24 protein-coding genes are annotated in these 23,983 nt (G+C 65.8%); 12 read left to right on the forward strand and 12 right to left on the reverse strand.

The window, feature by feature from the left end; translation table 11 throughout:
* Positions 1-21 precede the first annotated feature (21 nt).
* Positions 22-861: a histidine utilization repressor gene (hutC, locus tag CUJ90_RS18935; protein WP_114163653.1), complete on the forward strand. Its 840-nt coding sequence runs from the start codon at positions 22-24 to the stop codon at positions 859-861.
* A gap of 32 nt (positions 862-893) precedes the next feature.
* Here the strand turns inward: hutC (CUJ90_RS18935) and hutC (CUJ90_RS18940) are convergent, their stop codons facing one another.
* From hutC (CUJ90_RS18940) to CUJ90_RS18980, 9 genes are all read right to left on the reverse strand, one after another.
* Positions 894-1,577, reverse strand: a complete 684-nt coding sequence (gene hutC / locus CUJ90_RS18940; protein ID WP_090518852.1) for a histidine utilization repressor — start codon at positions 1,575-1,577, stop codon at positions 894-896.
* 191 nt (positions 1,578-1,768) lie between these two features.
* Entirely contained in the window at positions 1,769-3,463 is a 1,695-nt protein-coding gene (locus tag CUJ90_RS18945; protein ID WP_114163654.1) for an HAL/PAL/TAL family ammonia-lyase, read from the reverse strand.
* Between the two features lie 39 nt (positions 3,464-3,502).
* The gene (locus tag CUJ90_RS18950) at positions 3,503-4,294 is read right to left on the reverse strand and encodes an ABC transporter ATP-binding protein (RefSeq protein ID WP_114163655.1); all 792 of its coding nucleotides are present in this window, start codon (positions 4,292-4,294) and stop codon (positions 3,503-3,505) included.
* A 35-nt stretch (positions 4,295-4,329) separates the two neighbouring features.
* Positions 4,330-5,085 carry an ABC transporter permease gene (locus CUJ90_RS18955; protein ID WP_114163656.1) on the reverse strand — a complete coding sequence of 252 codons (756 nt, stop codon included), beginning with the start codon at positions 5,083-5,085 and terminating at the stop codon, positions 4,330-4,332.
* Positions 5,086-5,099: 14 nt separating this feature from the next.
* Positions 5,100-5,822, reverse strand: a complete 723-nt coding sequence (locus CUJ90_RS18960; RefSeq protein ID WP_114163657.1) for an ABC transporter permease — start codon at positions 5,820-5,822, stop codon at positions 5,100-5,102.
* Between the two features lie 90 nt (positions 5,823-5,912).
* Positions 5,913-6,737 carry a transporter substrate-binding domain-containing protein gene (locus tag CUJ90_RS18965; RefSeq protein WP_374710950.1) on the reverse strand — a complete coding sequence of 275 codons (825 nt, stop codon included), beginning with the start codon at positions 6,735-6,737 and terminating at the stop codon, positions 5,913-5,915.
* Positions 6,738-7,062: 325 nt separating this feature from the next.
* Complete coding sequence (locus CUJ90_RS18970; protein WP_073431914.1) at positions 7,063-7,743, reverse strand: methyltransferase family protein; 681 nt, start codon at positions 7,741-7,743, stop codon at positions 7,063-7,065.
* Between the two features lie 16 nt (positions 7,744-7,759).
* A complete protein-coding gene (locus CUJ90_RS18975) occupies positions 7,760-8,596 on the reverse strand; it encodes an arylamine N-acetyltransferase family protein (RefSeq protein WP_073431915.1) in 837 nt (278 codons plus the stop codon).
* A 199-nt stretch (positions 8,597-8,795) separates the two neighbouring features.
* On the reverse strand, positions 8,796-9,476 hold the full coding sequence (locus CUJ90_RS18980; RefSeq protein ID WP_114163658.1) for a hypothetical protein: 681 nt from the start codon (positions 9,474-9,476) through the stop codon (positions 8,796-8,798).
* Positions 9,477-9,824: 348 nt separating this feature from the next.
* Between CUJ90_RS18980 and CUJ90_RS18985 the strand changes: the two genes are divergently transcribed.
* Entirely contained in the window at positions 9,825-11,345 is a 1,521-nt protein-coding gene (locus tag CUJ90_RS18985; RefSeq protein WP_114163659.1) for a carbohydrate porin, read from the forward strand.
* 16 nt (positions 11,346-11,361) lie between these two features.
* Here CUJ90_RS18985 and CUJ90_RS18990 read toward each other — a convergent pair whose 3' ends face one another.
* Complete coding sequence (locus CUJ90_RS18990; protein ID WP_114163660.1) at positions 11,362-12,249, reverse strand: LysR substrate-binding domain-containing protein; 888 nt, start codon at positions 12,247-12,249, stop codon at positions 11,362-11,364.
* Positions 12,250-12,352: 103 nt separating this feature from the next.
* Here CUJ90_RS18990 and CUJ90_RS18995 point away from each other — a divergent pair, with 103 nt between their 5' ends.
* Complete coding sequence (locus tag CUJ90_RS18995) at positions 12,353-13,273, forward strand: DMT family transporter (RefSeq protein WP_114163661.1); 921 nt, start codon at positions 12,353-12,355, stop codon at positions 13,271-13,273.
* A gap of 454 nt (positions 13,274-13,727) precedes the next feature.
* Positions 13,728-15,866 carry a TonB-dependent receptor gene (locus tag CUJ90_RS19000; protein WP_114163662.1) on the forward strand — a complete coding sequence of 713 codons (2,139 nt, stop codon included), beginning with the start codon at positions 13,728-13,730 and terminating at the stop codon, positions 15,864-15,866.
* 77 nt (positions 15,867-15,943) lie between these two features.
* On the opposite strand, the gene CUJ90_RS19005 is transcribed toward CUJ90_RS19000, so the two are convergent.
* A complete protein-coding gene (locus CUJ90_RS19005; protein ID WP_114163663.1) occupies positions 15,944-16,195 on the reverse strand; it encodes a Txe/YoeB family addiction module toxin in 252 nt (83 codons plus the stop codon).
* A 10-nt stretch (positions 16,196-16,205) separates the two neighbouring features.
* Positions 16,206-16,499, reverse strand: coding sequence for a type II toxin-antitoxin system Phd/YefM family antitoxin (locus tag CUJ90_RS19010; RefSeq protein WP_114163664.1), 294 nt, complete (start codon positions 16,497-16,499; stop codon positions 16,206-16,208).
* A gap of 342 nt (positions 16,500-16,841) precedes the next feature.
* Here CUJ90_RS19010 and CUJ90_RS19015 point away from each other — a divergent pair, with 342 nt between their 5' ends.
* Genes CUJ90_RS19015 through mdcH form a run of 8 tightly spaced genes read left to right on the forward strand, consistent with a single transcriptional unit; the run spans position 16,842 to position 23,941 of the window.
* The gene (locus CUJ90_RS19015; protein WP_073431923.1) at positions 16,842-17,615 is read left to right on the forward strand and encodes a GntR family transcriptional regulator; all 774 of its coding nucleotides are present in this window, start codon (positions 16,842-16,844) and stop codon (positions 17,613-17,615) included.
* Between the two features lie 8 nt (positions 17,616-17,623).
* Positions 17,624-19,285, forward strand: coding sequence for a malonate decarboxylase subunit alpha (mdcA, locus tag CUJ90_RS19020; RefSeq protein WP_114163665.1), 1,662 nt, complete (start codon positions 17,624-17,626; stop codon positions 19,283-19,285).
* Positions 19,286-19,287: 2 nt separating this feature from the next.
* The gene (locus CUJ90_RS19025; protein ID WP_114163666.1) at positions 19,288-20,319 is read left to right on the forward strand and encodes a triphosphoribosyl-dephospho-CoA synthase; all 1,032 of its coding nucleotides are present in this window, start codon (positions 19,288-19,290) and stop codon (positions 20,317-20,319) included.
* Entirely contained in the window at positions 20,307-20,621 is a 315-nt protein-coding gene (locus CUJ90_RS19030; RefSeq protein WP_073431925.1) for a malonate decarboxylase subunit delta, read from the forward strand. The genes CUJ90_RS19025 and CUJ90_RS19030 overlap by 13 nt, the downstream gene beginning before the upstream one ends.
* Positions 20,618-21,502: a biotin-independent malonate decarboxylase subunit beta gene (locus CUJ90_RS19035; protein WP_114163667.1), complete on the forward strand. Its 885-nt coding sequence runs from the start codon at positions 20,618-20,620 to the stop codon at positions 21,500-21,502. The genes CUJ90_RS19030 and CUJ90_RS19035 overlap by 4 nt, the downstream gene beginning before the upstream one ends.
* Positions 21,499-22,314 (forward strand): biotin-independent malonate decarboxylase subunit gamma, encoded by an 816-nt coding sequence (mdcE, locus tag CUJ90_RS19040; protein WP_114163668.1) that lies wholly within the window; start codon positions 21,499-21,501, stop codon positions 22,312-22,314. Before CUJ90_RS19035 ends, mdcE begins: the two co-directional genes overlap by 4 nt.
* On the forward strand, positions 22,314-23,009 hold the full coding sequence (locus CUJ90_RS19045) for a malonate decarboxylase holo-ACP synthase (protein WP_114164658.1): 696 nt from the start codon (positions 22,314-22,316) through the stop codon (positions 23,007-23,009). Before mdcE ends, CUJ90_RS19045 begins: the two co-directional genes overlap by 1 nt.
* The gene (gene mdcH, locus CUJ90_RS19050; RefSeq protein ID WP_114163669.1) at positions 23,009-23,941 is read left to right on the forward strand and encodes a malonate decarboxylase subunit epsilon; all 933 of its coding nucleotides are present in this window, start codon (positions 23,009-23,011) and stop codon (positions 23,939-23,941) included. Before CUJ90_RS19045 ends, mdcH begins: the two co-directional genes overlap by 1 nt.
* Positions 23,942-23,983 lie beyond the last annotated feature (42 nt).

The following is a 23,983-nucleotide window of genomic DNA, read 5'->3' on the forward strand; positions in this document are numbered from 1 at the left end:
GACTGTAGCGCGAGAACGCCGATGTCCTCCACCGTTCGCAGCCGAGCCCACGACAAGCCGCCGCCCGCCGCGTCGCCGAAAGCCACGGGCGCGACGGGAACCACGCGCGCCGCGCGATCCACGCGCCCCGCCGACGACGCGCCGGCCGCACGCTACGAACAGGTGAAACACCATATCCGCGCGATCATCGAATCGGGCGCGCGGCAAGCGGGCGACCGCCTGCCTTCCGAACTGGATCTGGTCGCGACGCTCGGCGTGTCGCGCATGACCGTGAATCGCGCGCTGCGCGAGCTGGCGGACGAAGGGCTCGTCACGCGCGTATCCGGCGTCGGCACCTTCGTCGCGCAAAGCAAGCCGCAATCGACGCTGCTGATGATCGCGCATATCGGCGACGAGATCCGCTCGCGCGGCCACGAGTACAGCTACAACACGCTGCTGTCGCAACGCGAAACGGCCTCGGTGATGGTGTCGAATGCGCTGGGCCTCGCGCCGGGCGCTTCGGTGTTCCATGTGATTTGCGTGCACCGTGAGAACGGCTTGCCGGTGCAGTTGGAGGATCGCTACGTGAATCCCGCGACCGCGCCGGATTTTTTGCAGCAGGATTTTTCGACGATCAGGCCGTCGGAGTATCTGTTCGAGACCGTGCCGGCGCACGACGTCGAGCATGTGGTCGACGCGGGTCTGCCGACGCGCGCCGAAGCGGATCTGCTCGAAATCCGCGCTGAGGAGCCGTGCCTCACGCTGATGCGCCGCACATGGACGAGCGGTGTGGCGGTGACGTTCGCGCGTTTCGTGCATCCGGGCTCGCGCTATCGGCTGGGCTGCCGGTTTTCGCCGGATATGTCGCAGCGTCAAGGTTGACGGCACGACATATCAATCCGCGCCAACCCGCGCTACACGTTCCCCGCCAGATGAAACCGCGACGCCGGGTGCCACAACTGCACCGAGGTCGCCACATCGTCGCCCACCCAGGTGCGGCGCCATAGCTGCAAGCACGGCTCGCCGATATCCATCAGCAGATGCCGCCGCACATAAGCGTCGGGTTTTTGCGCGTAGATGCGAAACTCCGCGCGCTGGATCGGCGCGAGCCGCACCATGTAGTGATTCGGCGTCTCGACGGTGAAGTCCTGTTGCAGGTAGTCGGGGAATACCTTCGGGTTCACGTAGCGGTCCTCGTACTGGATCGGCTCGCCTTCCTCGCTGTGCACGATGCACGAGTGAAACGCCGGGCCGCTCGCGAGTCCGAGCGCTTCGAGCGCTTGCGGGTCGTCGCTCGGTTCGAGCGTAAGCACGCGGGCCGAATGACGATGACCGCGCGCGGCGATTTCGTCGGCGATATTGCGGATTTCCAGTACCGTCGATTCGTAGCGTTGCGGCGCGACGAAGGTGCCCGAGCCTTGCACGCGCGTGAGCACGCGTTCGGTCGTTAACTCGCGCAGCGCACGCGACACGGTCATGCGCGCAACGCCGAACTCCTTGACCAGCTCCGTTTCCGATGGAATCAGGCCGCCCGGCTTCCAGTCGCCTTCACTGATGCGCCTGATTACGTAGCGCTTGATCTGCTCGTAGGCGGGCATCGCCTTCGCGGGTGTCTCCGGGCTGCGATCGGGACCATCAAGGCGGTCCTGCGTGTCTGCGGTTTGCGCGTTTGTGTTTGTAATAGTGTTCACGTCGACCTCGTGGGTGGTACGCGGGTAGTACACGGTGTGTTCGGATTGTCCACTTTCGCCGGTTCGCAGGCGGGTAGCCCGCTCACCGGATGTCTGCATCACGCCTCGCGGGCGACGGTTGGCCCTTGGTTGGCCGCGTTCATGGTTGGAGCCGCGGTTGCGTCATTGGCCGCGCCATGCGCGCTTGCGTCGAGCTTGCCTGTATCCGGCACACTCGCCACGTTCGCCACGTTCGCCAGCACAGCAAGCTCCGGGCCGCGCCCGGAGGTAACCGGCCGGGGCCCAATGTTACCCGGGTTCGGCAGCGGCGGCGGCGCCTCGTCGGCGATCATGCGAAACGCAATGCTCATGTCGTCCGCGAGCGGCCGGTCGTCGCGGTAGGTGGGCACGACGCGGCGCACGCGTTGCCACAGCGCGTCGGTATGCGGCGCGCGCGGCGCGTCCACGCGTTGCAGATCGTAGGCCTGCGCCGCCGCCAGCAACTCGATCGCGACGATGCGCCCGGCGTTGTCGACGATCTCCAGCGCCTTGAGCGCGGCGGGCGTGGCATGGCACAGGTGGTCTTCCTGCAAGCCGGACGTGATGCCGCCATCGAGACTCGCGGGCATCGCGAGACGCCGGTTCTGCGCGACCAGCGAGGCCGCCGTGTACTGCGCGATCATGAAGCCGGAACAGGTGCCGCCCGGCTCGGCGAGAAAAGCCGGCAAGCCGCTGACGAGCGGATTGACCAGACGGTCGAGACGCCGCTCGGCCATCGCGGCGACTTGCGCGATCGCGGTGGCGAGGCTGTCCATCGCGAGTGCGATCGACGCGCCCACCGCATGCGCCTGCGAATAGACGCGCGGATCCTCGGGCGTGCCGGCGACGATCGGGTTATCGGTAATCGACGCGAGTTCGCGATCGACCACGACCGCGGTCGCGGCCAGCACGTCGCGCGCCGCGCCGTGCACGTGCGGAATGGTCCGCATGCTCAGCGGGTCTTGCGTGCGATGACCGACCACCGCCGCGAGAATGCCGCTGTCGGCGAGCGCCGCGCGCATGCGTTCGCCGACCAGGTTCAGCCCCGGCGAAATGCGCAGTGCGAGCGAATCCTCGGCGAAGGCCGCGAGTTGGCCGCGCAAGTTCTCGAAACTCATCGCGGCGACCATGTCGGTCCAGTCGAGCAAACGCGCGGCGCGCGCGAGCGCCAACGCCGCGAGGCCGGTCACGCACGGCGTGCCGTTGATCAGGCTCAGCCCTTCCTTGGCTTCGAGCACGAGCGGTTCGAGGCCGAGCCGTTGCAGCGCGTCGCGCCCCTTGAGCCGCTCGCCGCGATGACGTACATGCCCTTCGCCGATACACACCAGCGCGATATGCGCCATATGGCTCAGGTAACCGACCGAGCCGAATGCCGGCACCTCGGGCAAACAATCCGCGTTGAGCAAGGCGACCAGTTGATCGGCGACTTCCAGGCGGATACCGGAATGCCCGTGCGCGAAGTTGTTGACGGCCGCGGCCATGATCGCGCGCGTCTCGGCGACACCGAGCGGCGCGCCCACGCCGACCGCGTGGCTCATCAGAATGTTGCGCGACAGCGTGCGCTGTTCGCTCGGCGACACGATCACGTCGCACAACGCGCCCACGCCGGTGTTCACGCCGTAGGCGCGAATCCCGCGCTCGACGATCTGTTCGACGAGCACGCGCGCCGCCGCGATGCGCGCGCGGGCGTCGGCGGAAAGTTCGAGCGGCTCGCCGGCGGCGATGGCCGCCACCTGAGCCCAGTCGAGAGGACGATCGGAACGGATCACGGCCATGATGGTGCTCTGCGCGGTAAGGTAGCCAAGTGCTGCGGATTAGTTGGTGGTGCGGTCCTGATGACTCGACACGAATTGCCGGAAGCGGTCCGACTTGCATTCGACAAAGACTTCGTCGGGCGTGCCGTCGGCTTCCACCTGGCCTTGATGCAGGAACATCACGCGATTCGATACGTGCCGCGCGAAACCCATCTCATGCGTGACGACCAGCATGGTGCGGCCTTCCTCGGCGAGCGAGCGCATCACGCGCAGCACTTCGCCCACCAGTTCGGGATCGAGCGCGGAGGTCGGCTCGTCGAACAGCATCACTTTCGGATGCATCGCCAACGCGCGCGCGATCGCCACGCGCTGCTGCTGACCACCCGACAGATGCGCCGGATAGTGGCCGCGCTTTTCCGCGAGGCCGACTTTCGCGAGCAGCGCCTCGGCTTCTTCCACCGACTCGGCGCGGCTGCGTTTTTGCACGCGCATCGGGCCTTCGATCAGGTTTTCCAGCACCGTCATATGCGACCAGAGATTGAAGTTCTGGAACACCATGCCGAGTTGCGAGCGCACCCGGTCGACCTGACGGCGATCGCTCGGTTGCAGCTTGCCGTCGCCGCGGCGCTTCATTTTCAGTTCCTCGCCGGCGAGCGCGACCAGGCCGTCGTCGGGCGTTTCGAGCAGATTCAGGCAGCGCAGAAACGTGCTCTTGCCCGAGCCGCTCGCGCCGAGAATCGAAATCACGTCGCCTTGATGGGCGTCGAGCGAAATGCCCTTGAGTACGTGATGGTCGCCGAACGACTTGTGAATGTTCTTGACCGAGAGTGCAACGGGTGCCGCAGCGTTCATGGGATTCTCCAGATTCATCCGGGATGGGCGGCCGTTCAGGGCGCGGCGCGGCGTGCTTCGGCGGTGGCCGAAACCGGCCGGCTCGGCGCGGCCTGCGCGGGCGCGGCGCGCAGATGGCGCGACAGACGCGTCTCGAGGTAGCCGAGCAGACGCACGATGACGAAGTTCAGGAACAGATAGATCAGCGCCGCGCAGATGAATACTTCGGTCGTGCGGTAGCTTTGCTGAATGATCTGCTGCGCGACCCCGGTCACTTCCCACACGGTAACGAGGCTCGCGAGCGCGGTGGATTTGACGAGCAGCACCGCTTCGGTCGAATACGCGGGCAGGCACTGGCGCAGCGCAATCGGACCGATCACGCGGCGCAGCAGCGCGAAGCCCGACAGGCCGATCGAATAACCCGCTTCGATCTGGCCGACCGGCACGGCCATCAAGCCGCCGCGAATGATTTCCGCCGTATAGCCGGCCGTGCACAACGCCAGCGATAAAACCGCGCACAGGTACGGCTCGCGCAGCACCGGCCACAGGAAGCTCTCGCGAATCACGCCGAACTGACCCATGCCGTAGTAGACGAGGAACATCTGGATCAGCAGCGGCGAGCCGCGGAACACCAGGATATAAGCGCGTGCGAAGCGGTTCGGCAGCCAATGCGGCGATACGCGCATCGTGACGATCACGAGGGAAAGCAAGCCGCCGAGAATCAGCGAGCAGAAGAACAGGCCGAGCGTGGTCGGCACCGCCACCAGCAGTTGCCGCAGCGTATCGAGAAGGAAGTCGAAGTCGAAATGCATGATGTCCGTCCTCGTCAGTTGCGCGCGAAGTTGCGCTTGAAGGACCGGCCCACGCGTGCTTCGGCGCGGTTGAAAATGCGGTTCGAGATGCCGGTCATCAGCAGATACAGCGCGCCGCCCACCACGAAGAACGTGAAGTATTGATGCGTGGAACTCGCCGCCACCTGGCTCGTGCGCAGCAATTCGGCGAGCCCCGTGACGGAGATCAGCGCCGAATCCTTCAGGCTCAATTGCCACACGTTGCCGATGCCGGGCAGCGCTAAACGCAGCACTTGCGGAATCAGAATGCGGCGCGCCATGGTGAGCGTGGGCATGCCGATCGAGCGCGCGGCTTCGAGTTCGCCGCGCGAGACCGCGAGCACCGCCGAGCGGTACACCTCGGCCTGATACGCGCCGGAAATCATGCCGACCGCGAGCGCGCCGATCACGAACGGCGGCACGCCGACAAAACCCTCCGCGCCGAACCATTGGCCGACAGTCGTGACGAGCGTGGAGCCGCCGAAATAGAACAGATAGATGACGAGCAGTTCAGGCACGCCGCGAAACACCGTGGTGTAGATGTCGCCGATCACGCGCAGCGTGCGAAACCGCGACAGCTTGGCCGCCGCCACCAGCGCGCCGAACACCGCGCCGACGGCGAGCGCCGCCAGCGTGAGCGCGACCGTCATCAACGCCGCGAGCAGCAACACGCCGCCCCAGCCCTCCGGCCCGAAGCCGAGCATCTCTATCAGCGCCATTCCCTACCCCTCAGCCGTTACGGCGGATCGAACCAGCGAGGCGCGGCCTGTCGATGCCGCGCCCGCCTCTACCTCTGAACGTTCAGCGAATCAAGGCGTGACGTCGGTCTTGAACCACTTGGCGGACAGCTTCTTGACGGTGCCGTCGGCGAGCGCGGCGCTGATCGCGGTGTCGAACTTCGCTTTCAGATCGGCGTCCTGCTTGCGGAATGCGAGACCTTCGCCCGGACCCCAGATCGGGCCGCCGATCTTCGGGCCGGCCATCAGGATCGACGCGGTTTCCTTCTTGTCGATGTTGGCGGCGTAGTAGGTCACGTCGTCGAACGACGCGTCGATGCGGCCGTTCGCGAGATCCAGATCGCGCTCGGGCGAGGTCTTGTAGACGCGGATCGTGGCGATGTCCTTGAAGCCTTCGTTGATGAACCTGGTGTAGACCGTGCCCGACTGGATGCCGATGGTCTTGCCCTTCAACTGCTTGCGCAACGCGTCGACGGTGGGTTGATCGGTCTTGGGATCGCCCGTCAGTTTGACGACGCCCGCGGTGGGCGCGGCCTTGGCGAGCACTTTCGCGTCCGTCACGGCGAAGGTGGCGGGCGTGGCGGCATACGGCTTCGAGAACGCGATGACTTTTTCACGCTCGGGCGTGATCGAGATCGCGTCCATCAACACGTCGAACTTGCCGGCTTGCAGACCGGGGATCATGCCGTCCCAGTCTTGCGCCACGAGATTGCATTGCAGCTTGATGCGCTCGCACAGATTCGCGACCAGTTCGGGTTCGAAGCCGCCCAGCTTGCCGCCCGGCAACGTGAGGTTCCACGGCGCATAGCCGCCTTCGAGCGCGATGGTCACCGTCTTCCAGTCCTTGGCCTGGGCCGGTGCCGCGAAAATCGTCGCGGCGCCGAGAACGGCGCCCATCAATGCTTTTGCTAACGTCGTGCGCTTCACTTTCACGTCGAAACTCCTTTGATTGAGGAAACCGTCGAACTGGATGTTTAACCGCTGCTTAATTTGTATAGACAAGTCTGCATGAGTCAAATAACCGTCGCAAGAGAATTTGCGCGGAATCGCCGGAATCATCGGGTAAGCCCCTAGAAAGCGCGGCGTTACAAGGCTTTACCGGGAGTGACGAGTCAATGATGAGCAGAGAACGCATGCGCTTGCATGCGTCAGCGCGGTGCGCTTTGTCTAGACAGGTTGGTGCACGAGGAGCAGATGCGCGCAAGAATGGCGCACGGCCGCGCTACCAGATGAAGGGCACGAAACGGTAGCGCACGCGTGCGGTGTAGTCGGCGTAGCCGTCGAGCTGCTCGGCCAGCATGCGCTCCTCGCGCACCGCGCGCCAGCCGAGTCCGATCGCCATGACCGGCGCCACGGCGAGCCCCCACCATGAGCCGAGCAGCAACGGCGTGCCGATGAAAAACAGCAGCGCGGCCGAATACATCGGATGACGGACATACGCGTAAGGACCGCTGTCGATCACCTTATGGCCGCGGCTCGCCTGGATCTTCACGACCGGCGCGGCAAAGCTGTTCGCACGGAATACGAAGCGGCACATGAAGATGCAAAGGAACACGCACAACGAACCGAGACTGACCAGCGCCACCGGCAACGGCGCCGACCAGTGAAAGCGCATGGCGTCGAGCCCCATCAGGATCAGCCAGCCGAACCACGCCACGCCGGCGCTCGTCACAAAGAGACGATCCCAGCGGCTTTGCTGCGGCTGCGCGAACACGGACATGCGCTCGGCGAGCAAGCCGGGATCGTGACGCGCGAGCCACAGTCCGATCCACAGGCTCAGCACGCCCATCTCGATCAGATACCACCATGCGGCCGGCCACGCGAAAGTGCCGGCCGCGCCGAACAACAGCACGCCCATGAACACCAGCCAGGCCGCTGTGTGGAGAATCAGGCGCTTGATCATGGCGATGCCCGGCTCGTTACGCGCTGTTGGCCGGGGTACGCACGCGGCCGAATATTTCGCCGATGTCGATGCCGCCGGTATTCAGGCCGAAGCGATCGCGCAGACAAGCGGCGAGTTCGTCCGCGCTCGCGAGTTGCCGTTCGCTGACGATCTGGCCGTCCGGGGCGCGTTCGTTCAGTAGATCGTTGAGCAGCGTGAGCCGCGCTTCGGGCAATACGCGGCACACGATCAGGTTGCTCGCGAAGATCGAATCCGGCGCCGTGGACGTGTACCAGTTCGAGGTCTCGTAGTCGATCCACTCGACCGGCTGCAGGTCGAAACGATAAACGCGCGACCAGCTCTCGTCGCGCGTCAGCACTTCGAGGTATAGCGAACCATGCGCCGCGTCGGCGAGGCGAAACGTGCCCAGCGGCGTGGGCTGCGCGAGGCCCGCGTTCAGACGCAGCGGTGCGGTGAGCGTGACGCTGCCGAAGCCGACGTCGGCGATCCACGCTTCGTTGCCGATGTCGATGCGCAAGACCATGTGCGTGCGCGGGGGAATCACGCCGGGCTCGCGCCCCCAGAGCACTCTGCCGAGCAGCGGCGTGACCTTGAAGCCCAACTGCGTCAGCACGTTTGCCAGCAGCGCGTTCTGTTCGAAGCAGTAGCCGCCGCGGCGCTCGGTGACGAGTTTGTTCTCGATCGACGCGAGGTCGAGTTTCACCGCGCGGCGCGTGAGCGGGTTCAGGTTCTCGAAGGGGATCGCTCGCGGATGCAGCGTGTGGATGTCCCGCAGCACTTCCAGCGTTGCCGCGCGCGGGCCTCGATAACCTATGCGGGCGAAGTAGTTTTCCAGATTCACTGTGTCTGACATCGGCGTGGTCCCGGTAGGGTTTGGCGTGTTGGGCATGGGTGAATCGTGCGTGGGCCGGATGCGGCCTCGCGGCTTCGGGTGATGATCATAGCCGTTTTTTCGAGGCTGCCCGGCGCACCGCGCTCTGCCTGTTTTCGTAGGATTTCGCACGGCTTGCGCCGCGCCGCCGCGGCGCGGCGCTCGCATGCCAGGCCTATCCTTACTGGCCGCCTTGCAACGCCGAGGTCGCGATCGACGGCACGCTGATGCCGTGGCTCGACGCGAACTGCACCGCCGCGCTCAGCGTCGACATCAACGATTGCAACTGGCCCGGCGCGGACTGCGCGATATACGACGCGCTCTGCGCAGTCTGCGGATTCATGCCGGCCTGCAACAGCGACGCCGGATTCATTTGGCCGATGCTGCCGAGCCCCGACTGCAAGCTCGAATACTGGCTCACGCCTTTACCGAGCGACGCGAGGCCGTCCGTGAACGCCTGCTTGTTCACCGGCGCCGCCGACGAGCCGCCACTCGCGCGGCTCGCCAACGCCTGCGTCAGCGTTTGCGACAACGACTGCTGCGCGCTGCCCGCCTGCGTCAATTGACTGACGGACGGCGTGCCGCCGCTCAGCAATCCCGCCGCCTGTTGCGCTTGCCCTGCCGCACTGCTCAAACCCATCGCCGACGCGAGACTCGATTGGCCGCTCAGCACCTGTTGATTCGCGCCGACGTAGGTTTGCAACAACTGCGCGATGCCACCCGACGACGCCGCGCCCGCATCCGCCGAACTCTCGCCGCCGCCTATGCCGAATTGCTTCAGATTCAGTTGCGCGTTCGACACGCCGCTCATCAGTAAACCGCCGCTCGCGAGCAACGAAATCAAAAGGCTGCGCTTATTCATGTGTCTCTCCTGACTTGGGACTTTGGGGTACTCGCGCGGTTCGACACCCTGGCCTCGCGCCGGTTCATACGAAGCGACCACTCCGGGCAATGCGCTCGCGCATTCGGGCTCGGTCACGTCGAGTGGCCGATGAGTGGCCGCTGAGTCGCGATATGTCAAGGTAAAAAATTGCGCTTTGGCAAGTTCGATGCGAATCGTTCTCATTTGTTGACGCATCGATTACGCATGAGTACGATCTCGCCTTCTGCTGTAGTCCGGCGTGGCAAATGGATGCGGCACATCGCGGGCCCATGGAGACACCGCCCCGCGATGCTCGAACCACTCCATACGATACCAATAAGGATCCCGATGAAACTCTCCTCATCCAGCGGACTCACGGCTCGCGCAGGTTCGCTGCGCGAGCATGCCGCGCGCCGTTCGCGTCTACCGTCGATGCGGCGCGCCGCGCTTTACACGGCCTTTGCGTGTGCATCGCTGACAGCGGGCGCCGCGATGGCGCAGGCCGCTTCCGACGCCGCGCCGGAAGCGGCCGAAGCCGAACGCAACGCCAACGCCAACGCCAACGCGACGGATACGAAAGCACCAGCCGGTTTCTGGGAGCGCGAACAAATGCTCGGCGATATGGGCGGTTTGCGCCCCTGGCTCGGCAAGTACGGCGTGACGCTCACCGTCACCGAGACCAGCGAAATTCTCGGCAACCTTCGTGGCGGCCTCGCGCGCGGCGCAGCCTACGACGGGGTGACCACAGCGGCCCTTCAGCTCGACACACAAGAAGCGTTCGGCCTGCCCGGCGGCCAGTTCAACGTCAGCGCATTGCAGATTCACGGCCGCAATCTCAGCGCCGACAAACTCGGCACGCTGAATACGGCAAGCGGCATCGAAGCCGAAGGCACGACGCGCCTGTGGGAGTTGTGGTATCAGCAGTCGTTCCTCGACAAGCGCGTCGACGTGAAGATCGGTCAGCAAAGCATCGACCAGGAATTCATCGCGAGCACCTATTCGGCGCTCTTCCTCAACACGATGTTCGGCTGGCCGGCGCTGCCCTCCTATGACATGCCGTCCGGCGGTCCCGCTTACCCGCTGTCGGCGCTCGGCGTGCGCGTGCGCGGCCAGATCACACCCTCGTTGACGGCGCTCGCCGGCGTGTTCGACGGCGATCCGCTCGGCAACAATCCGAACAACAAGAGCGGCACCAACTTCAATCTGCATAACGGCACGCTGTTCATCGGCGAGTTGCAGTACGCGATCAACCAGCCGGCGGAAGACGGAAAGCCCGCCGCGAGCGGCGGCGGTTTGCCGGGCACCTACAAGATCGGCCTCTGGTACAACAACGGCCGCTTCGCGGATCAACGCTACGACAACACCGGACTGTCGCTCGCGAATCCGGCCTCCACCGGCACTGCCGCGAATCATCGCGGCGACTACAGCTTCTATGCCGTGGCCGACCAGATGATCTGGCGTCCGAGCCCGGACGCGGCGCGCAGCCTCGGCGTGTTCGCCCGCGTGATGGGCGCGCCGGGCGACCGCAACCTGGTGAGCTTCGCGGCGAACCTCGGCGTCGTGCTGAAAGCGCCGTTCGCCGGACGCGACAACGACAGCGCAGGCCTCGCCCTCACCTACATCAAGGTCGGCAATCACACGCACGGACTCGACCAGGATAGCCGGGCATTCAGCGGCGGGCCGTACGGCGTGCGCACGAGTGAAACGGCGTTCGAAGCGACCTATCAGTATCAGGTCGCTCCATGGTGGACGCTGCAAGCCGATGCGCAATACACGTTCAACGCGGGCGCCGGTCAGAATCCGAACGACCCGGCGCAGCCGCTGCGCAATACGTTCGTGGTTGGCGTGCGGACCAACATCGCGTTCTGATGCGTGGTGTGTGGCCCTACGCAGGCGCCGCCGAACCGCGCGCCTGCGTGCGCAGCGACAGATCCTGCACCATCTGCGCGGCCAGATAGTCGCACGTGGGCCGATCCGATTTGGCGCTGCGCGCCACCACGATTTCCAGCGGAGCGATCTTCGGCAAGCCTTGCGCCTCGCCGAGAATCGCCAGCCGCGGCGGCACGCTGCAACGCGTGAGCGCGACCACCGAGAGCCCCGCGTCCACGGTCGCCACGAGGCCCATCAAACTGGCGCTGCTGAACGCGGCCCGATAGCGGATACGTGCGCCGTCCAGCGCGGCGAGCGTGTGCTGACGCGCCACGCAGCCCGGTTCGTACAGTCCGACCGGCAACGGCGACACCGCCAGCACCGGCGTCTCCACCGACGCCCCCACCCACACCATCGGCTCGCTGCGCACGAATTCGCCGCGCAGTTTGCGGTCGCGCGTGACGAAGGCGAGATCGATCCGGTTATCGGCCAGCATGGGCGCGAGCGACGTGCTCTGCGCGCAGACGATTTCGATCTCCACATGCGGATACAGATTCGAGAAGCGCCGCAATACCGGCGACAGGAGCGACGACACGTAATCGTCCGGCGCGCCGAGCACCACGCGCCCGGTCACTTCCGGCCGCACGATCGCCGACCACGCCTCCTCATGCAACGCGAGCACGCGCCGCGCGTATTCGAGCAGCGTGTTGCCGGGCCGCGTGAGCGACAGATTGCGCGTGTTGCGCGCAAACAGCGTGGTGCCGAGCATGGTTTCGAGCCGCTTGATCTGCATGCTGACCGCTGCCTGCGAGCGATGCACCGACACCGACGCCTTCGTGAAGCTGCCGTTTTCCACCACCGCGACGAAGGTGCGCAGCAAATCGACGTCGAATTCGGGGTGCATGATTCATCAATCCGGCTTATGGAATTGCTCAATTTAATTCGTTTGTGACAGCCACGCAAGCCGCGCAATATTCGTGATTCCACGTCTACCGAGGCCGCTTCGCATGTCCCTCACCCCACGTCAACAAGGCGCGATCACGCTGGCGAGCGGCGGGCTTCTGATGGGCACGCTCGGTGTGTTCGTCGAGGAAGCGCGGCTCGGCGCGCTGACGCTGGTGTTCTTTCGCTGCCTGTTCGGCTTCCTGTCGCTCGCTGCGTATTGCGCCTGGAAGGGCTTCTTCACGCGCGCGCATTTCACGCGCCGCACGGTCATGCTGGCGCTGATCTCCGGCGTGCTGATGGTCACGCAATGGGTCGGTTTCTTCGATGCGATTCATCGCACGAGCATTGCGGTGGCGACGGTGGTGTTTCACGTGCAGCCGTTCTGGGTCGTGCTGATCGGCGCGGCGCTCTTCAAGGAGCGCCTGGGCGCCGACCGGCTCGGCTGGATCGCGACCGCCTTCGTCGGACTCGTGCTCGCGTCGGGCGTCGCGGCCACCGAGAATCTGCAGGGGCACACGCGCTATCTGATCGGTATCGGCGAGGCTTTGGTGGGGTCGGTGCTGTACGCGGGCGTCACGTTGATCGCCAAGGGGCTCGGCGAGCTGCGGCCGCATCTGCTGACGCTCGCGCAGTGCGCGGTCGGCGTGGTATGCCTGCCGTTCATCGCACCGCTCGCCGCCGAGCCCATCGGCGCGATGCAGTGGTTCTGGCTGATCGGCATGGGCGTGCTGCATACGGGGCTCTCGTATGTGCTGATCTACGGCGCGCTGCCCAGGCTGACCACGCCGATCATCGCCGTGCTGCTGTTCATCTATCCGTTGACGGCCATCGTGGTCGACGCGCTCGTGTATGGGCGGGCGCTGTCGCTGCCGCAACTCGCGGGCATGGCGTTGATCGTGGTCGCGAGTCTGGGCGTCAATCTCGGCTGGCCGCTGCTTTCAGCATTACGGCCGGGCGGACGTGCGCGGCGTCACGCGGATTGAGTTGCCGCCGCGCCTGCGCCGCACGCGCAGTGGCATTGGACGCAAGGCGGTTCGCGTTCTCTGCTCGCATCGACCCGGAACGTACCTTGCAAAAAACCAACGTTCTCCATGCATTTCGCACAATCGAGAATTCTTCTCGTTTATAATTTCAAGATATTACAAGCCGGGCACTGATCCGGCTTCCGCTGTATCTCCCATCCCCACATCGACATGCCATTCCGCGGCAGCCGATGTCACGCCCGCGCATTTTTGCGCGCTGACGAGCGGCGCCCCGGCCGTTTCGATTTTCGAATTCATTCGACAGTAACAGGGGATCCCCACTGCGCCTTGCCTGACCCATTTCGCGGCCCTTGCCTTGCCGCGCGGCGCGCGTTTGCCCGCGTGCCATGCCGCTTCGCCGCGCTTAAAAACCCAAACCTATAACAGCCACCGATCCGACTCAAAGAACGTCAACATGAACGTCAATAAGAAGATTTACCGCGCACTGCTGATCGCCACTTCCCTCGCCGGTGTGAAGCCCTTGATGGCGCAAGAGACGGCACCCGCCGCCGGCGCCGCCGACAACACGCTGCCGGCCATCGCCGTCAAGGCCGCCGCCGACCGCTCGTACGACACCAGCACGTCGAACACCGCGACCAGAACCAGCATGCCGCTGATGGACGTGCCGCAGACCGTCAATATCGTGCCGCGCGCGCTGCTCGACGAGCAGAACGCGAGCTCGTTGCAGGACGCACTGCGCAACGTGCCGGGCGTCGGCTTTTCAGTCGGCGACGGCCAGCGCGATCAGGTCACGTTGCGCGGCTTCAACAGCATGACCGATCAATACGTCGACGGCATTCGCGACGATGCGCTCTACTACCGCGACCTGTCGAACGTCGAACGCGTCGACGTGTTGAAGGGACCGGCCGCCGTGCTGTATGGACGCGGTTCGGCGGGCGGGCTGATCAACCGCGTGTTGAAGAAACCCTCGGCGAATCCGCAGCAAGCGGTGGGCGTCACGCTCGGCACCGAAGGCGAGCGCCGCGGCGAATTCGACCTCGGCTGGAACGCGAACGATGCGGCGCGTTTTCGCATTACCGGCGCCGCCGAAAACTCGAACAGCTTTCGCGACCAGTTCCAGTTGAATCGCCAGGCCGTGGCGCCGTCCGCGCAATTTCGCATCGACCGCGACACCACGATCAATCTCGAAGCCGATTATCTGCACGACCGCCGCACCTCCGATCAGGGCCTGCCCGCCTATCTCGGCCGTCCGGTCAACGTGCCGATCAATACCTATTACGGCTCGTCCAACGCGGTCAACGCCTCGTACAACGACATCGACGCGAAGAGCGCGACCGCGTCGCTCGACCACCGCTTCAACGATTCGCTGTCGTTGCACACCGCCGTGCGCGCGTACGACTTCTCGCTCGAACGCAAGAACTACGTCACGTTCGAGCCGATCAAGACGGCGGCGCATCCTGTGGTGACGCTCGACCAGAGCACGCGCTTTCGCCAGGATCACGGCGTGGACGGCCTGTTCGAACTGACGCAGAAGACCACGCTGTTCGGCATGAAGCATGAGTTGCTGTACGGCGTCGAGTTATCGCAACAGCAGAAGTTCGACACGATCTACTCGACTAACAAGGTCGCCACCTACGATCTTTACAATCCGCAACTGGTCAACTTGCCCGGCGTGAAGCCCGGCACCGCGGCGAAAACCAATGCGGCGACGGTGCTCGGACTGGTGGGCGTCTATGCGCAGGACCTGATCTCGCTGACCGAACACTGGAAGATTCTCGCGGGTTTGCGCTTCGACTATCTGACGCAAACGCGCAACGACTACACGCCGGCGCACGTGAATCTGGATCGCACGGACCGCGCGTGGAGTCCGCGCGTGGGCCTGATTTACGAGCCGCTCGACTGGGTGTCGCTGTATGCGTCGTATAGCCAGTCGTTCTCGCCGCTTGCCGACACGCTGATCAGCAGCGGCGCGTTTGCCAACGGCTCGGCGCTGGCGCCGCAAAAGACCACCAGCTTCGAAATCGGCTCGAAGTTCGACCTGGGCCGGGCGAGCGCGAGCGTCGCGCTGTTCGACATGAAGCAGACCCATCAGCAGATCGCCGATCCTGCTAACCCGGGCTACGCGCTGCCGGTCGGCACGCAGCGCTCGCGCGGGCTGGAGCTGTCGATGACCGGCGAGATCGCGCCCAAGTGGTCGGTGTACGCGGGCTACGCGTATATGAACGGAAAAGTGGACGGCTCGCCGCAAGCGACCTCGGCCGGGCTGGTTTTGCACGACAACACGCCGGGCCTGATGCCGCGCCATAGCGCGAGCGTCTGGATCAAGCGCGACCTGAAGTACGGCTTCTACGCGGCGGGCGGCGCGCAGTTCCAGTCGGCGCGCTATACGTCGGCAAGCGATGCGGTCACGTTGCCGTCGTTCGTGACCTTCGATCTGGGCGCGGGTTATCACGGCAAGAACGTCGACGTCACGTTGACGCTGGAGAACCTGTTCGACCGCAAGTATTTCATCGCGGCGCACGGCAACGCGGACATGTACAACATGCCGGGCGCGCCGCGCACGCTGACCGTGGCGGCGCGGTGGCACATGTGAAGTTTTTCGGACGCGGCGGCGTTTGGCTGCGTTGAATCGTCGAATAAAAAACCGGGCGCGGCGCCCGGTTTTTTATTTCAATCGCCGTAATGAAAACGGCAGGCAATCACATAGATCTTTCCGTCTCGCGGCAGGTAGACGAGACGGTCGCCATGCGTGATGCGGCGCGACCAGAAGCCGCTCAAGCTGCCGACCAGCGGCTCCGGCTTTCCCGTACCGCTATAAGGATCGCGCCGGCATTCCTCCAGCAACGTGTTGATCTTGCGCAGCACCTTGCGGTCGGTTTCCTGCCAATAGAGATAGTCGTCCCACGCTTCGTCGGTGAACATAAAAACACTGTCAGCCTTTGCGGCTTCCTCGTTGCGGCTTTTCTGTTGCTTCATCGGTCAGCAGTTCGCGCGCGGCCGCACCGCCGGCGTTCAACTGGGCGATGGATCGAGCGAGCCGCTGGGCGTTCTTCGACGAACTCAACAGATACAAGGTCTCCTGCATCGCATTGAAATCATCGAGCGAAACCATGACCACGTTTTCGCCGCTCTGCCGGGTGATCAGCATGGGCGTGTGGTCGCGGCAGACTTCGTCCATCGCTTGCTTGAAGCCGGCACGCGCCTCGCTGTAAGTAAGGACGTTCATTCGTTTTCGATTGGAGAGGCTACCCTCCGATCGCTCCTGTCAAAAGTTAGAGACGATTCCACCGCTAAACGGATTGACCGCGCCGCGGGGACTACCGCGTGAGCCGTTGACCCGAAGGGAAAACCCCCTCCCGATGGCCACGGCCATTGTACAGATCACTGTACAGAACGGCAAACCCAAAAACAACGGAGAAATACGTCGTCCAACCCATGAGAGGATGCCCGCCGACAACCCCGCGCGCCACTCGGCCAAACGGCCAATGTCACTGAAGCCGCACCGCGCCGTTCGTCTCCGGGTTCGCTGCCTGCAAAACGCTCATTTTTATATATAATATTTGAACTTATGAGCGATGCGACAGAGAGTCCCCCCTTGGACATTCCGACGCGCGGCCTGCTGCTACCGGCGGCGGCGCCGCGCGAGAGCACGTCCCGTGTCATTGCGGAGGCGCTGCGCGCGGCGATCGTCGACGGCACCCTGGCGCCCGGCGCGCCGCTGCGCCAGGACGCGATCGCGCGGCATTTCTCGGTCAGCGCGATTCCCGTGCGCGAGGCCTTGCGTCAGCTCGAAAGCGAAGGCTGGGCGAAGGCCGCAGTCCATAAGGGCGCGACGGTCGCGCCCTTGTCGGCGGATGAAGCGCGCGAAATCTACGAAATCCGTGCCGCGCTGGAGAGCCTCGCCATCGGCCTCGCGATTCCCAGGCACACCGCCGCCACGCTGCGCGAATGCGCCAGGCTGTGCCGCGCCGCCGAACGCGAGCCCGATCCGGCGCTGTACGTGGCGCGCAACGTCGCGTTTCATATGAGCCTGTATGCGCCCGCCGCGCGTTCGCAACTCGAGGAAATGATCGGCACGCTGCATCGGCGTGGCGAACGCTATCTGCGCCTGAAGTTCGGCTTGCCGTCGTACAAGGGCGAGTCCGACAATGAACACGCCGCCCTGCTCGACGCGGTGCGCCGCCGCGACATTCCCGCGGCCCAGGCGCTGGTCGTCGCGCATCTGCTCGGCACCGGCGACGTGCTGCATCGCTTCCTGACCGAACGCGCGCAGGCGGAAGCCGCGCATGCGAATCAACCCAAGCGGCGCGGCAGACGCGCGCGCACCACCACCGGGAGCTGACTCCGCCGATGAACCGTTCCGCCGAAGCCTCACCCCTCGCCCGTTCATGGACCACGCGTCGCGACGAAAAGAACCGCCGCCTCGCGGCCATCGCGCCGTGGCTGGAAGACGGCGTGCTGCCGTCCCACCGCATCGTCGATGCGCTCGAAACGCTGATCCAGCCGGGCGACCGTGTCGCGCTCGAAGGCGACAACCAGAAACAGGCCGACTTCCTGTCGCGCTCGCTCGCCCGAGTCGATCCACAAAAGATTCACGACGTGCATCTGCTGATTTCGAGCATCAGCCGTCCCGAGCATTTGACGCTGTTCGAGCGCGGCATCGCGCACAAGGTCGACTTTTCGTTCGCCGGGCCGCAGAGCTTGCGGGTCGCGCAATTGCTCGAGGACGGGCAACTGGAGATCGGCGCGATCTACACCTACGTGGAGTTGTACGCGCGCATGTTCGTCGATCTGACGCCGCACGTCGCGCTGCTGTGCGCGGAAAAGGCCGACCGTCATGGCAATCTGTACACCGGTCCGAACACCGAGGACACCCCCACCATCGCCGAAGCCGCTGCGTTCCGTCATGGCATCGTGATCGTGCAGGTCAACGAGGTCGTCGATGAACTGCCGCGCGTCGACATTCCGGGTTCGTGGGTCGACGTGGTCGTGGAGGCGGACCGGCCGTTCGCCGTCGAGCCGTTGTTCACGCGCGATCCGCGCCATATCGGCGACCTGCAGGTGCTCACCGCGATGATGGTGATCCGCGGCATCTACGAACCGTATGGCGTGAGCTCGCTGAATCACGGCATCGGCTTCGACACGGCCGCGATCGAATTGCTGCTGCCGACTTACGGCGAGTCGCTCGGCCTGAAGGGCAAGATCTGCCGCAACTGGACGCTCAATCCGCACCCCACGATGATTCCCGCGATCGAGTCGGGCTGGGTCGACAGCATTCATTGCTTCGGCAGCGAGGTCGGCATGGAGGCGTATATCGAAGCGCGCCCCGATGTGTTCTTTACCGGCAACGACGGCAGCCTGCGCTCGAATCGCGTGCTGTGCCAACTGGCCGGGCAATACGGCGTCGATCTGTTCATCGGCTCGACCTTGCAGATCGACGCGGACGCGAATTCGTCGACCGTCACGCGTGGGCGTCTCGCCGGTTTCGGCGGCGCGCCGAACATGGGCCACGATCCGCGTGGCCGCCGTCATTCGAGCGAAGCCTGGCTCAAGCTGCTGAAGGATCAAGGGCCGGTATCGCGCGGACAGAAGCTGGTCGTGCAGTTGGCGGAGACCTACAAGAAAGGCGGAGAGCCGACGTTCGTCGACGAACTCGATGCGGTCGCGGTGGGTGCGAAAAACGGCATGCCGATCGCGCCCGTGATGATCTACGGCGACGATGTGAGCCATGTCGTCACCGAGGAAGGCATCGCGCATCTGCACAAGGCCGAAGGCATCGACGAGCGGCGCGCTGCGCTCGCCGCGGTGGCGGGCGTGACGCCGGTCGGATTGCGCGCGAAGCCTGAAAAGACGGCGGAGCTGCGCCGGCGCGGCATTGTCGCGTATCCGGAAGACCTCGGGATCCGGCGCGGCGAAGCGAAGCGCTCGTTGCTGGCCGCGCGCAGCATCGACGATCTGGTGACGTGGTCGGGCGGCCTGTACGCGCCGCCGGCACGCTTCAGGAGCTGGTGAGGATGGCGCCCGCCGCCTTGCGCGCGCGTGCGGATCGGGCCTGCGCACACACCGCGTGTGTCGCGCAGAACGATTTACGCGCCGATGTCGCCGATGTTGTTGATAGGCCGGCTCACGTCCTCGCTCATGCTGTCTCTCACGCTGATGCCGCCCACGCCGCGCCGCTCGCGGCGGTGCCCGCCGACGCGCAGTTGTCGCGCTACGCCGTCACCGCGCTGATCGAGGAAGCGCAACTCACCCCCAAGCCCGCGCTGGTGGACCGGCGCGGCAGCGGCGCGCATCGCGATCTCGACCTCGCCACGATGCTGCGCTCGGCACACGCGCTCGCGCCGACCTTCGCGGCGCTGGCGCGCGCGGCGCGCCGCCGCGGCGAACCGTCGGCGCTGTTGCGTACCGAACTCGCGCAAATCGGCCGCGCCGGCGAGCACGACATGCTGCGCGCCACCGGCGGCAGCAACGCGCACCGCGGCGCGATCTGGATCGTCGGCTTGCTCGTCGCGGGCGCGTCGATGCCGGGCGGCGGCACGCAACGCCATGCGGCGCACGTATGCGGACGTGCCGCGCGGATCGCCTGCTTTCCGGATCGCTTCGCCGCGCCCTCGAACAGTCATGGCGAACGCGCACGTCAGCGTTATCAGGTCGGCGGCGCGCGCCGCGAAGCGCAAGACGGTTTTCCGCATGTCGTCGAAATCGGCCTGCCCGCGCTGGTCGCGGCACGCGCGCGAGGCATCGCCGAGGATGCGGCGCGCCTCGACGCCCTGCTCGCGATCATGGCTTCGCTCGACGATACCTGCCTGTTGCATCGCGCGGGTTTGCCGGGCTTGCACGCCGGCCAACGCGGCGCGCGCCGCGTGCTCGCTGCCGGCGGAAGTTCGACGCACGCGGGCGCCGCCGCCCTTGCCGCACTCGAGCACGACCTGCTGTCGCTCAATGCATCGCCTGGCGGCGCGGCCGATCTGCTCGCCGCCACCCTTTTTCTCGACATGCTGGCGCAACACGACGCCGGCGGGAGCCCAGTCACATGGAACATCTGACCTTCGACTATCCGGCGCAACGCGCCGTCACGACCCGCGCGCATGTCGGCGTGGTGGGTTCCGGCGATCTGGAAGTGCTGCTGTCGCCGGCCGGTAACGGCGCCGCGCTGAACGCGCATGTGGTCGTGCGCACCAGCGTCGACGGCTATGGCCACATCTGGAAAAGCGTGCTCGACCGCTTCTTCACGCGCTACGACGGCGCCGCGCACATCGAAATCAACGACTTCGGCGCGACGCCGGGCGTAGTGGCATTGCGCCTCGCGGAAGCCGTCGAGGCGGCCGAACAGGGAGACGCCGCATGACTACCGTTGCGACCGCGCATCCCGCGCCGATTCTGCGCGACAGTTTCATCGAACTGCCGGCGCGCGAGCGCGCCCGCTCGCTGCTCGACGCCGGCACCTTCCGCGAATTGCTCGGACCGTTCGACAAGATCGAGTCGCCGTGGCTGCCGCTGCAAGGCGTCGTCTGCCAGGCCGACGACGGCTGCGTGATCGCGCGCGGCAGCATCGACGGCGAACCCGCCGTGGTGGCCGCGATCGAATCGGCGTTCCAGGGCGGCAGCATCGGCGAAGTGTCGGGCAGCAAGATCGCCGCCGCGCTGGAAATGGCCTTGCGCGACTGCGAGCGCGGCAAGATCGTGCGCCCCGTGGTGCTGTTCGAGACCGGTGGCGTGCGGCTTCAGGAAGCCAATCTCGGGCTCGCGGTGATCGCCGAGATTCAGGCGGCGATCGTCGCGCTGCGCCGGCATGTGCCGGTGGTCGGCGTGATCGCGGGAATGGTGGGCTGCTTCGGCGGCATGTCGCTCGCGGCCGCGCTGTGCTCGTATCTCGTCGTGACGAAGCAAGGCCGGCTCGGCATGAACGGCCCCGAGGTGATCGAACAGGAAGCGGGCATCGAGGAACTCGACGCGAGCGACCGCCGCCGCGTGTGGCAATTGATCGGCGGCGAACAAAGGGCCGCGACCGCGCTGGCCGATCGGCTGGTCGACGACGATGCCGACGCCGTGAGCGCCGCCGTGCGCGCCGCGTTCGCGCAAGGCCTGCCGGCCGCGCATCGCAGCGAACAGGTCGACACGTTTCTGGACCGGCTCGCGCGGATCGATCCGGCCAGCGTCACGCCGGAAACGATGCGCGAGGTCTACCACCCGCATGTGCAAAACGACGCGCGCAAGGAGCAAGCATGAACGACACTCAACCGAGCCGCGGCGCGCGCTGGTTTCAGGCGCTCGCCGGCGAACCGTCCGGCAAGGCGCCGGTATTGAGCGCCGATGCGCCGCTCGGCGGCGAGACCGCGCGCTTCATCGCGGTCGTGCCCGATCCCGACAACCGTTTTCCGCGCGCGACCGATAACGTCGTCGGCCTGGAACAGGGCTGGCTGCTCGCGCGGGCCGTGCGTGAAGCGATGACGCGGGACGAAGCGAGCGGCACGCGCCGCCCGATCGTCGCGATCGTCGACGTGAAAAGCCAGGCATATGGCTATCGCGAGGAGATGCTCGGCATTCACCTCGCCTGCGCCGCCGCCGTCGATGCGTATGCGGCGGCGCGCGATGCGGGCCATCCGGTGATCGCGCTGATCGTCGGGCCCGCGATGTCGGGGGCCTTCCTCGCGCACGGCTACCAGGCCAACCGCATCGTCGCGCTCGACGCGCCCGGCACAATGGTTCACGCGATGGGCAAGGAAGCCGCCGCGCGCGTCACGCGCCGCACCGTCGAAGCGCTCGACGCGCTCGGCGAAACCATCGTGCCGATGTCGTACACCATGGCCTCGTTCGCCAAACTCGGGCTGCTCGATCAGGTGATCGAAGGCGTCGATGCGGATGCGCCGGATGCCGCGCAGATCGAGCGCGTGCGTGAGGTGTTGTCGGCGCAGATTCGCAGCGCGCGCGACGGCAGCCGTGACCTGTCGCATCGGCTCGAATCGGCGGCGGCGCGGCAGAACCGCGCGGCGTCGATCGAAGTGCGCCGGCGTCTCGCCGAACAATGGGATGCCACGTGATGCGAGTCTGCGCCGCCCCGCCGTTCCCAAACGGTCAAGCGTTGTCCCGCGATACGCGATGGCGGCCGCATGACCTGCTGCGCTTGCGGCGCCTGCAACAGTTCGATGGCGAACCGGCATGGGTGCGCGAGGCCTTTGCTCGTGCGCCGTATGCGGTCGTGCGACGCGCGTTGGCCGCCGAGGGTGTAATCGCGATTGGCGTGCGCGGCGCGGGGCGTTCGCAGCGCTATGGCACGTGGGCGTCGGCGGACGATATCGAAAATGTCATATCGCCGGAAGTGTTGGCGCACCGCAGCCCTGCTGGCGAGCGCGCCGCGTTGCCAGCGTTCGCCGCGCTCGCCGCATTGCAGAGCGAGGCCGACGGGCCATTGCGCGGCTTCGTTTGGGGACCGACTGGCAGCGCCGGTTTCGAACTCGCGGCGCAAGTGCCTACCGTGTCCGAATCGAGCGATCTCGACTTGCTGATCCGCACGCCGTCGAAGCTCGCACACGAGGACGCCGTTCGATTGCTCGGCCATCTGCAAGCTTTGGCGCAGCGCGCCGGCATTCGCGTGGACGCGCAACTCGAAACGCCCGCGGGCGGGGTGGCGCTGGCCGAATGGGCGGCAGGCAAGGCGCAGGTGATGGCGCGCGACGCACGCGGCCCGCAACTCGTCGCCGATCCTTGGGCCGCTGTTCGCGGCGACGACGTCTGATGCTTGCATTGATCTTCCCCGGCCAGGGCGCGCAGACCGAAGGGTTCCTGCATCGTCTGCCCCAGCATCGCCTCGTGCGCGAAACGCTCGCGGAAGCCTCCGAGGTGATCGGCGCCGATGTGCTGACACTGGATACCGCGCACGCGCTGCGTTCGACCGTCGCGGTGCAGATCGGCTTGACGGTTGCGGGCGTGGCGATCACGCGTGCGCTGGCCGATGAACGGCTGATACCGGCGCTCAACGCGGGGCTGTCGGTGGGCGCGTATGCCGCGGCGGTCAGTTGCGGCGCTGTCCACTTCGACGATGCGCTAAGGATGGTTCGCAAGCGCGCCGAATTGATGGAAACCGCGTATCCGTCGGGATACGGTCTCGCGGCCGTGTCGGGTTTGACGGAACACCAACTGGAAACGCTCGCCGCGCAGCACGCGAACGAAGCGCGACAGCGCGTCTATATCGGCAATGTGAATGCGCCGCGTCAGATCGTCGTGGCGGGCGCGAATGCCGCGCTGGATGCGTTTATCGAACGTGCGCTGGCAGCCGGTGCCCGCAAGGCCACCCGGCTCGCGGTGAGCGTGCCGTCGCATTGCGAATTGCTCGCGCATGCCACCGACGAGCTGGTCGCCTACGCCCATGACGTGCCTTTTTACACGCCGCACGGCACCTATGTCGGCAACCGCGGCGGCCGGCCCTTGTACACGGCGGACGCGATCCGCGACGATCTCGTCACGAACATGCGCTACACCGTGCGTTGGTTCGACGCGCTCGCGGCGATGCTGGAAATGGGCGCTCGCGTGCTGATCGAAGCGCCGCCCGGCCAGGTGTTGACGGACATTGCGCGCGACAACTTTCCGGATGCCGCCGCGCTGGCCGCGAGCGGCTTCCCGTTCGATCGGCTGGTGGCGACGGCGCGCCGGCGTCTGGAAGCGGATTGAGCGGTGAGCGGGCGGGCGCCGCAAGGCCCGCGTTCCCGAGCG

Origin of the sequence: Paraburkholderia terricola (assembly GCF_003330825.1) — a bacterium.
GTDB lineage: Bacteria > Pseudomonadota > Gammaproteobacteria > Burkholderiales > Burkholderiaceae > Paraburkholderia > Paraburkholderia terricola.